We start from the raw sequence: 16977 nt of genomic DNA, 5'->3' as shown, positions 1-16977 counted from the left end.
GTCAGGCGTCGGCGGGCATGAAGATCAGATCCGTGGTGCCGAAGTCCCGGCCCAGCTGACTGAGCGCGGCGGTGAGCTGGCCACGGTGGTGGGTCTGATGGTTGAACAGATGGGTCAGACACAGGCGCATCGGATAGCGCCGGGCCTGGCCGGTGGACGCGGACACATAGCTCAGTTCGCCATCGATACGCGCCTCGTCCAGGGTGGCGGTATAGTCCAGCAGCGCTTGATCGGTGAGCCGCCGTTCGCGCTCCAGGGTGGCGAAGTCGGCGTACAGTTCCTGGTCCAGGCGGTCCACCGGAAACGGTCGGTCGGTGAAGCGGCCCAGCCACATCCGGTCGGTGAGCAGCAGATGGTTGAGCGTGCCGTGGATGGAATGGAAGAACAGGCCCCGGTCCGCCTTGCGCTCACCGTCGTCGAGGGTGGCGCAGGCCGCCAGGATCTGGCCGTTCTGCCAGTGGTTGTAGCGCGCCAGATGCGCATAGTGATCCCGCCACATGGAAAGGTCCCCGTTATCTCGATGGGCCTACTGTAATGCAACGGCATGCGGAAACGAACGTCCGCTTGCTTTGCTCCGGGCCACGAGGGCGCCCCAGGGCGCCCTTGAGATGGGGTGGGGGGCTGTCAGGGCAGCACGCCGTCGGCGCGGTCCGCCAGGTTCTGGATGCGGATGTCCTGGTCAGTGTCCGTTTCCGCCTGATCGTAGGGCGAGTTGTCGCCGAAGCGGGCGATCAGGTATTCCGCCAGGGCGTCCTGCTCGGTGCCGGGGGCGGCGAAGGTGGCGGCGTTGGGGCCGGTCACCGGCTCCGATTCCAGGTCCAGGCGGTTTTCCACCGGGAATTCAAACGGGTAGCCGTCGCCGCCCAGGCCGCTGCTGGCGTTCTCGGTGGCCAGGAAGCCCAGCGTCACCAGCCGGAAGGTGCGGGTCGGATCACCTTGCAGCACACCGTTTCGCACCACGGTGTCGATGACGGCGCCATTGTCGTCCACCACCGCCAGATTGCGTACCCGCTCGCCGGCTTGGTCGGTGTCATCGCCGTTGGCCTGGCTGCGCAGGCCCGGGCGCGCCGGGTCGAAGCTGAAGCGCAGACCCGCCACTTGCGGGAACTGGCCGGCGGTGTTTTCCACCTTGGCCACGCCGTGCTCCAGCAGGCCGTAAAGCTCCTGGGCGGTGACGTCGCCGATGGTCAGGCTGTTGTTGAAGCGCAGGGAACCTTCCAGGTCGAACTGGGAGATGTCGCCTTCCTGTTTGCCGGCGTTGGCATTGGCCGCCGGCGGGTAGAACGCCAGCTCGTCCTCGGAGGTGGAGCCCGGGGGATAGACGAAATAGCCGATGTCGTCGCGGATGCCGCCCCCGTTCTTGATGGAGATTTGCACGCTGGCGTCGTACTGGCGGGCCAGCCACAGATTGGCGTCGGCGGTCAGATTGCCCAGGTTGGTTTCCTGGGTGCGCACCTGACCACGGCGGCCGTCCAGGTAGACGTCGGTGCGGCCGAGGATATTGCCGTCGCGCTCGGCAAGCACCTGCTCCAGGGCGTTGGCGATGGTGTCCACGTCGCTGTTCACAGTGCCCTGGAGGCTGGCGGCCATGGCGTCGTCGGCGGCGTAGGCGCCGTTGACGGAAGTGTCCAGGCGGTCGGTCATCAGTACCCCCTGGTCGTCGAAGGCCACCACCAGGCGACCCACGTACTTGTAGTCGCCGTCGGTGTTGACCACCAGCACCGGCTCGTCGGCGGCGGACATGAAACTCAGCGGATACTCGTCGGCGGCGCTGTCGCCGTCCAGCAGCCGGTCATTGTCGTCGGCAAGCAGGGTGTTGGAGCCGCCGGCGACGATGATGTCCACGCCTTCCAGCAAGGTGGCCAGTTCCTTTTCGATGCTGATGGTCTGCATGTGCGCCAGCAGGATGATTTTGTCGATGCCGTCGTCGGTGAGGGCGTCCACCGCCGGTTGCAGTTCCGCGGCCAGGGCCGGGACGCCACCGCCGCCGGGTTTCACGGTGATGCCGCCGGTGCTGGTGATGTTGCCCAGGGACGGCGTGGAGGCGCCGATCACGCCGATGCGCTCGCCGGCCACTTCCAGGGTGCCGTAGCCGGCCAGACCGTTGGGGAGGCTGCTCAGGGCCTGGCCGTTCTGTTGCACCAGGCCGGCCAGATTGGCGTCCGTGGTGAAATCCAGGTTGGTGCTCAGGTAGGGGAAGCGGGCGCCCGGGTAGTTGCCCTCGGCGCCGAGGATGGCGGCGAATTCCTCGGTGCCGCCGTCCAGGTCGTGGTTGCCCACGGCGCTGGCCTGCAGGCCCATGGCGTTGAGCATGGCGATGTCGGCGCGGCCGTTGCCCGCCACCGCCACGCCGGGTACCGGGTTCATGGCGTCGTCAGCGGCGGCGAAGTAACGGGGGCCGGGGATGTAGTTGTCGCCGGAACTCAGCACCAGGGTGTGCTCCGGGTGTTGGGCGCGCAGGGCGGCGAGCACCGCGGAGAAAGGCCGCACGTTCTGCAGCGCCCCGGTGGCGCCGTCCATGTCGGCGAAGTGCAGCAGCTGCAGCTGGAAGCCGCTGTCTTGCGCCGGCGGCGCCGTATCGTTGTCGTTATCGCCACCGCAGGCGGTGAGGGCGAAGGCCGCCAGCATCGCGGCGGTCAGCGTTCCGAAAGCGTGGGTGTTCATCGGCAAACCCTTCCATTGACGTTCGTTCGACTTGGTCAGCGAACCTCAGGAAAGCAGGGCGGGATGAATCGCCGGTGACCGAAATCGGTCGGAAATATGGCAAGGACAAAACAGTGACGCCGCGCCGGGCGCGGCGTCATCGGGGGCTCAGGGCGCGCAACTGTACCGGAAGCTCCCGTCCAGCAGTGGCGGCAGGGTCAGGGTGCGGAACCCCAGTGCCCCGGTTTGCTGGCACAGTTGCTGGCGGCCCTGGGCGTCGCCGGCGTACAGATAATCGATGTGCAGTACCGGCTTGCCGGCGGCGATAAAGGGAGTGAGCAGTTCGCACTCGTCCCATTGATGACAGGACTCGTTGATGGCGAAGTCGAAGTGCGCCACCAGGTCGTCGATCTGGCCGAGATCGTTTTTCAGGGAAATCGCCAGTCCGCGCTGGTGAGCCTCGGTGGCCAGCCAGGTGTTGTAGTCGATCTGATCCTGGTAGGTCAGTGGCAGGCCGGTGCGGTTCGAGTAACCGTCCACGTTGTCCGGGTCGACGCCATCGCAGCCCCTCTGGACGGCCAGGTCCAGGCGGTCGGTCATGATCGCGCGCACGTTGGCGGAGCGGATGTCGAGCCAGCGTTCGCCGGGCCAGTCGCCCAACCGCCGGCCCTTGTCCGCGGCGGTGAACCGGCTGGCGTCGTCGCGCCAGTTCTCGAAGGTGCCGGCGGAAAAATAGCAGATCAGGCGCCGGCCCTGGGCGTGCAGGTCGGTGATCACGGCCGGGTCGGTGTCGAACAGGTCGAGCACGTACAGGGCCGCGTCATAGCCGGTATTCGGCGTGCCCTGCAATTGTACCTGCCAGGTCACATCCGCCGGTGGTTGATAATGACCGGTGGTGGGGGTAATGGCGGGCACCGGGGCGGCGGCGCTGCCCAGCAGGCTGGTGAGCAGAGTGAACAGGGAGGCGGGCATAAGCGGAGAGTCCCCGGGGGGCAGGTGGATGTCGGCGCCACTCTACACCCGCCCGGGGATCGCCGCGCAGCGATTTCCGACGAACGGCGGGCCGCCGACGGAAGGCGCCGGCGGGCCGCTCACACCTTGCTGCTGAGCTCGCGGATTTCCTGGTTGAGAATGCGGTCGTTCATGGAATAGTCCACCTGCACATCTATCACGTGCACGCCACCGGCGCCGTAGCATTCCTCCACCAGCGGCACCAGGCCCTCGGTGCTTTCCACCCGGTGGCCCTGGGCGCCGTAGGCCTTGGCGTAGGCCACGAAGTCCGGGTTGTGGAAGTCCAGGCCGAAGTCGTGGAAATCCATCTGCTTCTGTTTCCACTTGATCATGCCGTAGCCGTCGTCGCGCAGGATCAGGATCACCAGATCGAGACGCAGGCGCACGGCGGTTTCCAGTTCCTGGGAGTTCATCATGAAGCCGCCGTCGCCGCACACCGCCATCACGCGGCGCTCCGGGTGCACCATCTTGGCGGCCATGGCGGAGGGCAGGCCGGCGCCCATGCTGGCCAGGGCATTGTCCAGCAGCACGGTATTGGGGTGGGTGGCCGGGTAGTTGCGGGCGAACCAGATTTTGTACATGCCGTTGTCCAGGGCGATGATGCCGTCGCTGGGCATCACCTTGCGGATCTCATGGACCAGACGTTGCGGCAGGATCGGAAAACGGTCGTCCCGGGCGCCCTCGGCGATGTGCTTCTGCAGCGCGTCGCGGACCCGGTGGAAGTCGGCGAAGCCCCAGTGCTCCTGGGGTTCCAGCCGCTCCTTGAGCTGCCACAAGCTGTTGGCGATGTCGCCGACCACTTCGATCTGCGGAAAATAGACCGGGTCCACCTGGGCGGAATTGAAGTTGATGTGCACCACGGTGGCGCCGCCGGGCTGCATGAAGAACGGCGGCTTCTCCACCACGTCGTGGCCCACGTTGATGATCAGGTCGGCGGCGTCGATGGCGCGGTGCACGAAGTCGCCGTCGGACAGCGCCGTGTTGCCCAGGAAGTGAGCGCCGGTTTCGTCCACCACGCCCTTGCCCATCTGGGTGGTGATGGCCGGGATGCCCAGCTTCTCGATGAACTGGCGCAGCATCTTGCTGGTGAGCTTGCGGTTGGCGCCGGCACCCACCACGATCAGCGGCTTGCGGGCGCCGCTGATCGCCTCCACGGCGCGGCAGATGGCCTTGTCCTCGGCGATCGGCCGGCGTGTCAGGCTGGGCTCCAGCACCGGCATGGTGGAGTGTTCCCGGGCGATGTCCTCGGGCAGTTCCAGGTGGGTGGCGCCGGGGCGCTCCTCCTGGGCCAGCCGGAACGCCTCGCGCACCCGGGCGGGGATGGTATCGCCGCTGACCACGGTTTTGGTGAACTTGGTCAGGGGGCGCATCATGTCGACCACGTCGATGATCTGGAACTGCCCCTGCTTGCTGGATTTGATCGGCTTCTGACCGGTGATCATCACCATCGGCATGGCGCCGAGCTGGGCGTAGGCGGCGGCGGTCACGAAGTTGGTGGCGCCGGGGCCCAGGGTGGACAGGCAGGCGCAGGCCTTGCCGGTGAGGCGGCCGTAGGTGGCGGCCATGAAGCCGGCGGCCTGTTCGTGACGGGTGATCACCAGTTTGATGGACCGGGAGCCGCGCAGCGCCTCCAGCAGATCCAGGTTCTCCTCGCCGGGAATCGCGAAGACGTATTCGACGCCCTCCGCCTCCAGCGCCCTGACGAACAAATCAGAAGCTTTCATGCAGCTCTCCTTACCGGCGCGCGACGGAGGCACCCGGGGCTTTCAGGTCGGTGTGTGAAGTGAGGTCACTATAACGCGCCTGCGAGGCGCGGGGATACGGAAAGTACGGACGCGCGCCGGTGACGGCGGCGTGAAGTGAAGGGCGCGGGAAGGCGTGGCTCAGTGCCAGGTGCCCTCGGTGTTCTCGCATTGTTCGAGAAATTCCTCGGCGCTCATTTCGATGGTGTCGTCGTCTTCGCCGTCGAGGTGGGCGCTGACCTGCTCCTTGAGCCGGCCGACCACGGTGGTCATCATCGCCAGGGTTTCTTCCACCTGCTCGATGGCGGAGAGAAGATCGCGGGCTTCCTCGTGGAGGTCGTTCTGGAAGTCGTCGTCTTGATACTGGCTCATGGGGCCTCCGTGAAGGGGTCCGGTTATGGTGCCAAAGGACGGCGGCGGGGAAAACCCCGCCGCCGTCGCTTCGGGCACACCAGGCCGGGACCCGGTCCCAGGACTCAATCCCAGGAGAGCGCGCCGCCCACTTGGTATTCCGTGACGCGGGTTTCGAAGAAGTTCTTCTCTTTCCGCAGGTCCATGATCTCGCTCATCCAGGGGAACGGGTTGGACACGCCCTTGAACTGCTCGGGCAGGCCCAGCTGGGTGAGGCGACGGTTGGCGATGAACTGCAGGTACTCTTCCATCATCGCCGCGTTCATGCCGAGCACGCCGCGCGGCATGGTGTCGCGGGCATACTGGATTTCCAGCTCGGTGCCTTCCAGGATCATCTGGGTGGCCTTGTCGCGCATTTGCTGGTCCCACAGGTGCGGGTTCTCCAGCTTGATCTGGTTGATCACGTCCACGCCGAAGTTCACGTGCATGGACTCGTCGCGCAGGATGTACTGGAACTGCTCGGCCACGCCGGTCATCTTGTTGCGGCGGCCCATGGACAGAATCTGGGTAAAGCCGCAATAGAAGAACACGCCTTCCAGCACGCAGTAGAACGCGATCAGGTTCTTGAGCAGCGCCTTGTCGGTTTCCACGGTGCCGGTGGTGAAGGCAGGGTCGGACAGTTCGCGGGTGTACTCAATGCCCCATTGCGCCTTCTTGGCCACCGAGGGGATTTCCCGGTACATGTTGAAGATCTCGCCTTCATCCATGCCCAGGGACTCGATGCAGTACTGGTAGGCGTGGGTGTGGATCGCCTCCTCGAAGGACTGACGCAGAATGTACTGACGGCACTCCGGGTTGGTGATCAGGCGGTAGATGGCCAGCACCAGGTTGTTCGCCACCAGCGAGTCGGCGGTGGAGAAGAAACCCAGGTTGCGCTTGACGATGCGGCGCTCGTCCTCGGTGAGGCCGCCTTCCTTCTTCCACAGCGCCAGGTCGGCGTTCATGTTGATTTCCTGGGGCATCCAGTGGTTGGCGCAGCCGTCCAGGTATTTCTGCCAGGCCCAGTCGTACTTGAAGGGCACCAGCTGGTTGAGGTCGGCGCGACAGTTGATCATGCGCTTGTCGTCCACCTCCACCCGGCCGGCGGTGCCTTCCAGCTCGGCCACGCCCTCGGCGGCGTCCATGCGCGCCACCGCCTGCTGGGCGCGGGCCACCGCGTCGGTCAGGGCTGCTTCGGTGCTTCCTCGCAGTTCGTCGTGTCCGGGCTGTCGTTCTGCTTCTTCAGTTCCTGCATGCGCAGCACTTCCCGCTGCCGGTGCTTGAGGTGCAGATGCCTTTTCCTCAGATACCGGCTCAGATTGCGGCGCCGCTGCGCCGGCACGGCCGTGCTGCTTGGGGGTCGGCGTCTCTTGCGCATGAAAATCGTCCCAGCTGAGCATGTGTGTCTCCTTCCGATTCGTTCAGTGCGTTACTGACAGGCTTCGCAATCCGGGTCGTCGATGGAACAGGCCTGGGGCACGTCCGCCGCCTGGCTGAAGTCGCCTTCGGCGGCGTCCGCGCCGGCGGCCGCGGCGGGGGCTTCACCGCCGCCTGAGGACACCCGGTTGAGCTTGCCGTCGTTGATGGTGGACTTCTCGGTCTGGGTGGCGCCGATGGCGCGCAGGTAATAGGTGGTCTTCAGACCCAGCAGCCAGGCCATCTTGTAGGTGACGTCCAGCTTCTTGCCGTTGGCTTCGGCGATGTACAGGTTCAGGGACTGCGCCTGGTCGATCCATTTCTGGCGGCGGCTGGCCGCTTCCACCATCCAGCGCGGCTCGATCTCGAAGGCGGTGCGGAAGCGCTCCTTCAGGTCCGCCGGCACCCGCTCGATGGGCAGCACGGAACCGTCGTAGTACTTGAGGTCGTTGACCATCACGTTGTCCCACAGGCCGCGCTCCTTGAGCGCGTTCACCAGATACGGGTTGACCACGGTGAACTCGCCGGACAGGTTCGATTTCACGTACAGGTTCTGGTACGTGGGCTCGATGGACTGCGACACGCCGGTGATGTTGGCGATGGTGGCGGTGGGCGCGATCGCCATCACGTTGGAGTTGCGCATGCCTTTCTTGGCGCGCTCGCGCACGCTGTCCCAGTCCAGGGTCTGGCTGCGGTCCACCTTGCAGTACTCCTCGCCGCGCTGCTTGACCAGGATGTCGATGGAATCGATCGGCAGCACGCCCTGGCTCCACAGGGAACCCTCGAAGCTCTGGTAGGCGCCGCGTTCCTCGGCCAGATCGGCGGAGGCCTGGATGGCGAAGTAGCTGACCGCCTCCATGGACTGGTCCGCGAACGCCACCGCTTCCGGGGAGGCGTAGCTGAAGCCCTGCTTATAGAGCGCGTCCTGGAAGCCCATGATGCCCAGACCCACCGGCCGGTGCTTCATGTTGGACCGTTCCGCCTGGGGCACGCTGTAGTAGTTGATGTCGATGACGTTGTCGAGCATGCGCACGGCGGTGTTGACGGTGCGCGCCAGCTTGTCGCGGTCCAGGGCGCCGTCGACGATGTGCTGGGCCAGGTTCACGGAACCCAGGTTGCACACCGCGATTTCGTCCTTGTTGGTGTTCAGGGTGATCTCGGTGCACAGGTTGGACGAGTGCACCACGCCCACGTGCTGCTGCGGGCTGCGCAGGTTGCACGGATCCTTGAAGGTGAACCAGGGATGGCCGGTTTCGAACAGCATGGACAGCATCTTGCGCCACAGATTGATGGCGGGCAGACGCTTGTAGAGCTTCATGCGGCCGTCGCGGGTCATCGCCTCGTACTCTTCGTAGCGCTTCTCGAACGCTTCGCCGTAGAGGTCGTGGAGATCCGGCACGTCGTTGGGGCTGAACAGGGTCCAGTCCTGCTCGTTGATCACCCGCTTCATGAACAGGTCCGGAATCCAGTTGGCGGAGTTCATGTCGTGGGTGCGGCGGCGGTCGTCGCCGGTGTTCTTGCGCAGCTCGATGAACTCTTCGATGTCCAGGTGCCAGGTTTCCAGGTAGGCGCACACCGCGCCCTTGCGCTTGCCGCCCTGGTTCACCGCCACCGCGGTGTCGTTGACCACTTTCAGGAACGGCACCACGCCCTGGGATTTGCCGTTGGTGCCCTTGATGTAGGCGCCCAGCGCGCGCACCGGGGTCCAGTCGTTGCCCAGGCCGCCGGCGAATTTGCTCAGCATGGCGTTGTCGTGGATGGCGCTGTAGATGCCGGACAAATCGTCGGGCACCGTGGTCAGGTAGCAGCTGGACAGCTGCGGACGCAGGGTGCCGCTGTTGAACAGGGTCGGCGTGGAGCTCATGTAATCGAAGCTGGACAGCAGATTGTAGAACTCGATGGCCCGTTCCTCGCGCTGCTCCTCGCGCACCGCCAGCCCCATGGCCACGCGCATGAAGAAGCACTGGGGCAGCTCGATGCGGGTTTCGTTATGGTGGATGAAGTAGCGGTCGTAGAGGGTCTGCAGGCCCAGGTAGGAGAACTGCAGGTCGCGCTTGCCGTCGATGGCGGCGCCCAGCTTGGCCAGGTCGAATTCGGCCAGCTCCGGGCTCAGCAGTTCGTGCTCAATGCCTTTTTCCACGTAGGCGGCCAGCGCCTTGGCGTAGAGGTCTTCCATCTCTTCCTGGTTGGCGCGCTCGGCCACGCCCAGGTATTGCAGGGCCTCGGCGCGGATCTTGTCCATCAGCAGCCGGGCGGTGACCTGGGAGTAGTTGGGCTCCATCTCGATCATGGTGCGGGCGGTCATCACCATGGAGGTGTTGACGTCCTTGATGGAGACGCCGTCGTACAGGTTCTTGACGGTTTCGGCGATGATCTTGTCCGGGCTGACCTGCTCCAGGCCATGGCAGGCTTCGTGGACCAGGTGCTCCAGGCGGGCCATGTCCAGCGGCGCGCGGCTGCCGTCTTCCATGGTCACGGCCATGTCCACCTGATGCTTGGGCTCGGGCAGATCGCGGGCGCGCTCGGCGCGTTTGCGGGCCTGCTGGTCCCGGTACAGCACGTAATCGCGGGCCACCTTGTGCTCGCCGTTACGCATCAGCGCCAGTTCCACCTGGTCCTGGATTTCCTCGATATGAATGGTGCCGCCGGAGGGCATGCGACGCTTGAAGGTGGCGCTGACCTGCTCGGTGAGGCGCTCCACGGTTTCGTGGATGCGCGAGCTGGCCGCCGCGGTGCCGCCTTCCACGGCCAGAAACGCCTTGGTGATGGCCACGGTGATTTTGTCGTCGTCGTAGGAAACCACCTTGCCGTTGCGCTTGATCACGCGCAGCTGGCCGGGGGCGGTGGCCGCCACGTCGCGTTCCGCATCGTCGCCGGCGTGAACGCCGGGACGGGCCTGATCACGATTCATATCCGTCTGCATGATGCCCTCTCCGTCTGTGTGCTTTTGGCTGTGCTTATGTCTGTCGGGTACTGCTTCGTCCGTTTGCCGGACGGCCAATGGCCGTCCGGCGGGTGCTCGCGCCGCCGGTCTCCGGTCGGCGATGGCGGGGGCCGGGAATGCGGTCCGGCGGCGCAAACACCATATGTAGTATCTCGATTCGTACTTCGCGGATCGGGCGGGACGGCCCTGGGCGTCCGCGGGAGCCGTAAGCGGCTGATCCGGCGGCGTTTTTTCGGGGGCGGAAAAGAATCGGCCCGGCATCCCGAAAAAAGGTTCCAAAACCCAATATCTTGGGGTCGCTGCCCGATACGGCTACAAGTTATAGGTGAGACGGGCCATTTGCAACCTTTCCGGCTGGGGAAATCCTGTGGATAATTTGTGGGGTTTTGTGGGCAATCCGGGGGCCGGTCCGCGGGGCGCTTGGGCCGGCCCCACAAACCCTATATATTGTGCCGCGCGGGCGCGCCGTTTCGGTTGCCGGGGCGCACCGGTATGCGTATAAAAGAATGCGAACGGCCCACAATACATAATTGATAAGGACAAGGACGGGATGACCACCGTGCAGGATAACCCGCCGACCATCATGATCGTGGAAGACGACGAGCGTCTCGCCGATCTTACCTGTGAATATCTTCAGTCCAACGGCCTCGACGTCACCGTGGTGAGCGACGGCGAGGAAGCGATCCGTCGTATCCGCTCCGAGCAGCCGGATCTGGTGGTGCTCGACCTGATGCTGCCCGGCGCCGACGGGCTCACGGTGTGCCGCGAAGTGCGCGGCGCCTTCAAGAACCCGATCCTGATGCTCACCGCGCGCACCGACGACATGGACCAGGTGCTGGGCCTGGAGATGGGCGCCGATGATTACGTGGCCAAGCCGGTCAAGCCGCGGGTGCTGCTGGCCCGCATCCGCGCCTTGCTGCGGCGGGTGGAAACCGACAACGAGCGGGACAGCTCCCCGTCGCGCCTGGAGTTCGGTGCCCTGGTGATCGACAACTCTGCCCGGGAAGTGACCCTGCGCGGTGAGTCCGTGGATCTGACCAGCGCCGAGTACGACCTGCTCTGGCTGCTGGCCTCCAACGCCGGCACGGTGCTGTCCCGGGAAACCATCTTCGAGAAGCTGCGCGGCATCCAGTACGACGGCCAGGACCGCTCCATCGACGTGCGCATCTCGCGGATCCGCCCCAAGGTGGGCGACGACCCGGAGAATCCCAAGCGCATCAAGACCGTGCGCTCCAAGGGCTATCTGTTCGTCCGGGAAATGAGCACCGGCTGAGCGCCGGGGCGGAGTACCCCCTTTGAGCAGCATCTTCGTCCGTATCTACGGCGGTATCCTGGTGGCGCTGCTGATCATCGGCGCGCTCACCTATGCCGGCGTGGAGCTGGTCAACGACTACCGCGCACTGTTGTACCGGGAGCGCATGGCCAAGGGCACCTTCTACCTGATGGCCGAGGGCTACCGGGGGCAGGACACCGCCGGCCGTCAGGCCTGGTCGCTGCACCTGAGCCGGCTGTTCGGCGCGCCGGTGGCGGTGGACGACCGCGCCGGCCTGCAGCTCTCCTATCGTGAGGCGCTGCATCTGGACGAAGGCCGCGTGGTCTTGCGCGGCAACGGTGACGCCGCCACCGTGGACGTGCTCTACGCCCTGCCGGACGCGCCCCTCTATCTGCGCGCGCGCCTCAACCGCCTGTCCGAGCAACAGGCCCGGGCCACCGCCCGGCTGGTGCTGGATTATCTGAGCGAGCGGGGCGGCGGCGACGCGGCGCTCGCCGGGCTGCGCGAGCATTTTGGCTACCCCCTGCGGCTTCAATCGGCCTCGGAATTGCAACTGGACGGCGAGCAGCGTCAGCGGCTGCTGCGCGGCGAGGCGGTGTTCAGCCTCTCCGACAGCACCAGCCGCGACGCCAGCGTGCGGGTGCTGATGCCGGTGGACGGCGGCGCCGACGCGGTGCCCCGGGTGCTGGTGCTCGGCCCCATGTACCTGTTCGATCCTTTCCCCTGGCAGCTGCTGGCCATCGCCGGCGTGCTGGCGCTGTTGCTGGTGGCGGTGTCCACCTACCTTCAGGTGCGCCCGCTGCAGACCCGCCTGCGGCGTCTGGGGCGCGCCGTGAAGCGTCTGGGCGGCGGCGATCTGGCCGCCTACGCGGACGTGCGCGGCAACGATCCAATCGGCCAGGTGGCCTCCACCTTCAACGGCATGACCGCGCACATCCGGCGTCTGATCGAGGCCCAGCGGGAAATGACCCGGGCGGTGTCCCACGAGCTGCGCACCCCGGTGGCGCGGCTGCGCTTCGGCCTGGAGATGCTGGCCGACTGCGAATCCGCCGAGGAGCGCCGGGACAAACTCAACGCCCTGGACCGGGACATCGAGCAGCTCGACCAGCTGATCGACGAAATCCTTACCTACGCGCGGCTGGAGGAGGGCACCCCGAACATCGAGTTCCAGCCGGTTTATCTGCGTGAGATCTGCGAGCAGCTGGCCGGCGAACTGGACGGCATCCGTGGCGACATCGCCATCGAGGTGACCGGCGACCCGGACCTGACCGTGGACGGCGATCCGCGCTATCTGCACCGCATTCTGCAGAATCTGGTCACCAACGCGCTGCGCTACGCCGCCTCGCGGGTGCGCATGACCCTGCGCGAGGAGGGCGACTACCGGGTGCTGGATGTGGACGACGACGGCAAGGGCATTCCCGAACATCAGCGCGAGCGCGTGTTCAAGCCGTTCGCGCGGCTCGACAAAAGCCGCCACCGGGCCAGCGGCGGTTACGGGCTGGGCCTGTCCATCGTCAAGCGCATCATCGAGTGGCACGGCGGCGACATCCGGGTGTCCGAAAGCGACTGGGGCGGCGCGCGCTTTCGTGTCATCCTGCCCCGGCATCAACGACAACAACACGTACTGGGGCGCGGCCAGGTGACGCCGGAGTAGCGTCTGCCGGGTTCCCCCTGGATTTGCAGCGGAGGCACGATGTCGTCCTTTATTCTCGCCATCGACCAGGGCACCACCAGCTCCCGGGCCATCGTGTTCGATCACGACGGTGAAACCCTGGGGCAGGCGCAGAAGGAATTCCGGCAGCACTTTCCCCGCGACGGCTGGGTGGAGCACGACGCCCAGGAAATCTGGAACGACGCCCTGACCCTGTGTCGTCTGGCGCTGCGCAACGCCGGCGTGGAAGCCGCCGACCTGGCCGCCATCGGCATCACCAACCAGCGCGAAACCACGGTGCTGTGGGACCGGCGCACCGGCGAGCCCCTGGCCCGCGCCATTGTCTGGCAGGACCGGCGCACCGCCGATACCTGCCAGCGGCTCAAGGACGACGGCCACGAAGCCCTGGTGCGCGAGCGCACCGGTCTGCTGCTCGACCCCTATTTCTCCGCCACCAAGCTGGCCTGGCTGCTGGACCACGTGGACGGCGCCCGCCAGCGGGCCCGCGACGGCGAGCTGGCGTTCGGCACCATCGATTGCTGGCTGCTCTGGAAACTGACCCACGGGCGCGTGCACGCCACCGACGCCACCAATGCCTCGCGCACCTTGCTGTTCAACATCCACACCCAGCAATGGGACGAGGACCTGCTGGCGATGTTCGACATTCCCGCCTCCCTGCTGCCGGAGGTGCGTGACAGCGCCGGCGACTTCGGGCGCACCGACAGCGCCCTGCTGGGCGCGCCGGTGCCGGTGGCCGGCATCGCCGGCGACCAGCAGGCGGCGCTGGTGGGGCAGGCCTGTTTCGAACCCGGCATGGTCAAGAGCACCTACGGCACCGGCTGCTTCATGGTGATGAACACCGGCGAGGCGGTGACGTCGCAAAACCGCCTGCTGACCACCGTCGGTTACCGGCTCAACGGCCGCACCACCTACGCGCTGGAGGGCTCGATCTTCGTCGCCGGCGCCGCCATCCAATGGCTGCGCGATGGCCTCAATCTGATTTCCCATGCCAGCGAGACCGAAGCGCTGGCGCGGCGGGTGGGCTCCGCCGGCGGCGTCTATCTGGTGCCGGCGTTCACCGGCCTGGGCGCGCCCTGGTGGGACCCCCATGCCCGTGGCGCGCTGCTCGGCCTGACCCGCGACACCGGCATCGCCGAGGTGGTCACCGCCGGCCTGGAAGCGGTCTGCTATCAGTCCCGGGATCTGCTCGAGGCGATGGCCGCCGATTGCGGTCAGCGGCCCACGGCACTGCGCGTGGACGGCGGCATGGTGGTCAACAACTGGCTCGGCCAGACCCTGGCCGACGTACTCGGGGTGCGCGTGGACCGGCCCCGGGTCACCGAGACCACCGCCCTGGGCGCCGCCTATCTGGCCGGGCTGGGCGTGGGCCTGTTCGAGGACCTGGACGCGGTGGCCAGCCACTGGCAGCGGGACCGGGCCTTTCAACCGGCCCTGGACGAGGACGAGCGTGAACGCCGTTACCGGGGCTGGCGCGACGCCGTGAAGCGCGTTTGTTCGGATAACCGGTCCTGAAAAGTCGACCAAAAAATGTGAATCGCCTCACATTTTTAACTATCATTCCTTCGGGTAACCGGTGTTCTGCTGACCCATAATCCAAGTCCCCGCCCCGCGCGGCCCGGGGGCACTCCGTGGCAGCACCGTTCGCGTCCGTGTCGATGGCCTGGGGGAAGGATCGTATGCGTGGTTGGCACGCCGTGTCCGGCGAACGCCAGGATCTTTATTTGCAGCGCCTTGCCTTCGCTCTGCTGGTGGGCGGCGGTGCCCATACGCTGGTCTGCTGGCTGATTCTGCAATGGGGTTTCTTCCGGGGCGGTGACGCCGCCTTCGCCGCGCTGTTCCTGCTGATCTGGGGAGGCCACCTGGCGCTGCTGGGGTTCGCCGGGCTGCGCTTCAACCGGCGCCTGGAAGACCCTTCCATGACCGAGCCGCTGATGGTCTGGTCCACGGCGGCGCTGCTGCTGTCCGTGGCCTTCGTCGAGGAACTGCGGCTGGCGGTGATGACCTTCTTCTTCGCGATTCTTCATCAGGGCGTGTTCCGGGTACGGCGCCGGCGGGTGGCGCGGGCGGCGGCCAGCGCCGTGGCCGGCTACGCGCTGGTGCTGCTCCATCTGCAACTGAACGGCGCGCTGCCACGGCCGGTGGCGGAGTGGAGCCAGTGGCTGCTGTTTGCCCTGATCACCCTGGCCATGGTGCTGCTGGCCAGCGAGATTTCCAGCATCCGTCTGCGTTTGCGCGAGCGTAACCGGCAGCTCTCCGACCTGCTGGAGCGCATCCAGGACCTGGCGATTCGCGATGAACTCACCGGCCTGTACGCCCGCCGTCACGCCATGGAACTGCTCGACAAGGCGTGCCGGCAGTCGCGCCGGGGCGGCTTTCTGCTGGCGGTGGCGTTCGTCGACCTGGACCATTTCAAACGCATCAACGACCGCCATGGCCACCAGTTCGGCGACCGGGTGCTGGTGCGCTTCGCCGAGCTCACCCACCGGTACCTGGGCGAAAAGGACATCGTGGCGCGGCTGGGCGGCGAGGAATTTCTGCTGGTGATGCCGGTGATCGACCTGGCCCAGGCCCGGGACAGCGTCACCGGCCTGCTCGATGCGTTGCGCGCCCAGCGGTTCATGGCGGCGCCGGCCCTGGAAGTGACCGCCTCCGTGGGGCTCACCGTGGTCGGCCAGAACGAGACGCCGGACCAGGTGATGGCGCGCGCCGATCATCTGCTCTATCGCGCCAAGGCCGGTGGCCGTGACCGGGTGATGACGGCGGGCCCGCCATGAAGACGCCGGACGACTGGCGCCGGGTGCGGCGGCTGACGGTCAGTGAGCGGCGCCTGCTGCGCCGTCACGGGCGGGCGGTGCTGTCGGTGGCGGCGCTGCACGTGCTGCTGACCCTGCTGCTGTGGTGGCTGGGGGTGCTGCAACTGGCGCCGGTGCCGCTGGTGACGGTGGTGATCGGGCTGCTGGTGCCGGGCCTGGTCTACCTGGGATTGATCGAGCTGGGCCTCACCGCCGAGTGGCGGGAGCCGAGCCTGTCGATGCCGGCGGCGCTGATTCTGCTGGTCGCCTTTCTGATCACCGGCTTCGGCCTGGACGAGGCGCGCATCAGTGCCCTGATGCTGTTCTTTCCGCTGCTGCTGCTGGTGTCGTTCCGGCTCGGCGCCGGCGGCCTGCTGGCCCTGGCGCTGCTGGCCAGCGTCGGCTATCTGCTGATGCTGGCGCTGGCCTGGCGCTACCACGGCCTGCGTCTGAGCCCCACCCTGGAGGCCTTGCAATGGCTGGTGTTCACCCTGGTGAGCGTGAGCTTCGCGGTTACCGGCAGCGGCGTGAACGGATTGCGCCGGCGCCTGGCGGTGAAGAACCAGGCCCTGGCCGACGCGCTGGAGCAGGTCCGTGACCTGGCGATCCGCGACGATCTCACCGGCCTGTTCAACCGGCGCCACATCCTGCAGGTGCTGGAGCACCAGAAGGGCCTGGCCGACGGCGGTATCTATCCGTTTTCGGTGTGCTACGTGGACCTGGATTATTTCAAGGCGATCAACGACGCCTTCGGGCACGGCTGGGGGGACCGGGTGCTGCGGGACTTCGCGGATTTCGCCCTGGCCGACCTGCGCGGCGGCGATTACCTGGCCCGGCTGGGCGGCGAGGAATTCATCATGGTGCTGCCGCAGAGCAACCTAGAAGGCGCGGAGCTGGCGGCGGAGCGTCTGCGGCAGGGCTGGGGGCAGCGGGACTTCCGCGCCCAGAACGGGCCGCCCAAGGTCAGCCTGTCCGCCGGGGTGGCCTGTTACCGGCCGGGGGAGAGCATCGATCAGTTGATCGCCCGGGCCGACCACGCCCTCTATCTGGCCAAGAGCCGGGGGCGGGATCGGGTGTGTCGGGAGGAGACGTAG

At 66.5% G+C, this 16977-nt stretch carries 12 protein-coding genes; 5 read left to right on the top strand and 7 right to left on the bottom strand.

Features of this window, described 5'->3' with window-relative positions:
• Position 1: 1 nt before the first annotated feature.
• From IM760_RS08760 to IM760_RS08730, 7 genes are all read right to left on the bottom strand, one after another.
• Positions 2–499 (bottom strand): DinB family protein, encoded by a 498-nt coding sequence (locus tag IM760_RS08760; RefSeq protein WP_204428411.1) that lies wholly within the window; start codon positions 497–499, stop codon positions 2–4.
• A gap of 125 nt (positions 500–624) precedes the next feature.
• Positions 625–2664 carry a bifunctional metallophosphatase/5'-nucleotidase gene (locus IM760_RS08755; RefSeq protein WP_204428410.1) on the bottom strand — a complete coding sequence of 680 codons (2040 nt, stop codon included), beginning with the start codon at positions 2662–2664 and terminating at the stop codon, positions 625–627.
• Positions 2665–2811: 147 nt separating this feature from the next.
• Positions 2812–3615 carry an endo alpha-1,4 polygalactosaminidase gene (locus tag IM760_RS08750; RefSeq protein ID WP_204428409.1) on the bottom strand — a complete coding sequence of 268 codons (804 nt, stop codon included), beginning with the start codon at positions 3613–3615 and terminating at the stop codon, positions 2812–2814.
• A 119-nt stretch (positions 3616–3734) separates the two neighbouring features.
• A complete protein-coding gene (locus IM760_RS08745; protein ID WP_204428407.1) occupies positions 3735–5378 on the bottom strand; it encodes an acetolactate synthase large subunit in 1644 nt (547 codons plus the stop codon).
• A gap of 159 nt (positions 5379–5537) precedes the next feature.
• Positions 5538–5768 (bottom strand): hypothetical protein, encoded by a 231-nt coding sequence (locus IM760_RS08740; RefSeq protein ID WP_204428405.1) that lies wholly within the window; start codon positions 5766–5768, stop codon positions 5538–5540.
• A gap of 104 nt (positions 5769–5872) precedes the next feature.
• Positions 5873–7186: a ribonucleotide-diphosphate reductase subunit beta gene (locus IM760_RS08735; protein ID WP_204428404.1), complete on the bottom strand. Its 1314-nt coding sequence runs from the start codon at positions 7184–7186 to the stop codon at positions 5873–5875.
• A 29-nt stretch (positions 7187–7215) separates the two neighbouring features.
• Positions 7216–10125, bottom strand: coding sequence for a ribonucleoside-diphosphate reductase subunit alpha (locus IM760_RS08730; RefSeq protein ID WP_204428402.1), 2910 nt, complete (start codon positions 10123–10125; stop codon positions 7216–7218).
• 571 nt (positions 10126–10696) lie between these two features.
• Here IM760_RS08730 and IM760_RS08725 point away from each other — a divergent pair.
• The 5 genes from IM760_RS08725 to IM760_RS19005 all read left to right on the top strand — a co-directional run bounded on the left by IM760_RS08725 (position 10697) and on the right by IM760_RS19005 (position 16977).
• Positions 10697–11419, top strand: a complete 723-nt coding sequence (locus IM760_RS08725; RefSeq protein ID WP_204428400.1) for a response regulator — start codon at positions 10697–10699, stop codon at positions 11417–11419.
• A gap of 22 nt (positions 11420–11441) precedes the next feature.
• Positions 11442–13073, top strand: coding sequence for an ATP-binding protein (locus IM760_RS08720; RefSeq protein WP_204428398.1), 1632 nt, complete (start codon positions 11442–11444; stop codon positions 13071–13073).
• 39 nt (positions 13074–13112) lie between these two features.
• Positions 13113–14603: a glycerol kinase GlpK gene (gene glpK, locus IM760_RS08715; RefSeq protein WP_204428396.1), complete on the top strand. Its 1491-nt coding sequence runs from the start codon at positions 13113–13115 to the stop codon at positions 14601–14603.
• Positions 14604–14767: 164 nt separating this feature from the next.
• Positions 14768–15865 carry a GGDEF domain-containing protein gene (locus tag IM760_RS08710; protein ID WP_204428394.1) on the top strand — a complete coding sequence of 366 codons (1098 nt, stop codon included), beginning with the start codon at positions 14768–14770 and terminating at the stop codon, positions 15863–15865.
• Positions 15862–16977 (top strand): GGDEF domain-containing protein, encoded by a 1116-nt coding sequence (locus IM760_RS19005; RefSeq protein ID WP_204428392.1) that lies wholly within the window; start codon positions 15862–15864, stop codon positions 16975–16977. Before IM760_RS08710 ends, IM760_RS19005 begins: the two co-directional genes overlap by 4 nt.

Origin of the sequence: Alloalcanivorax marinus, assembly GCF_016906305.1 — a bacterium.
In the GTDB taxonomy this organism is placed as follows: domain Bacteria; phylum Pseudomonadota; class Gammaproteobacteria; order Pseudomonadales; family Alcanivoracaceae; genus Alloalcanivorax; species Alloalcanivorax marinus.
This window is presented reverse-complemented; position numbering and strand designations above follow the sequence as displayed.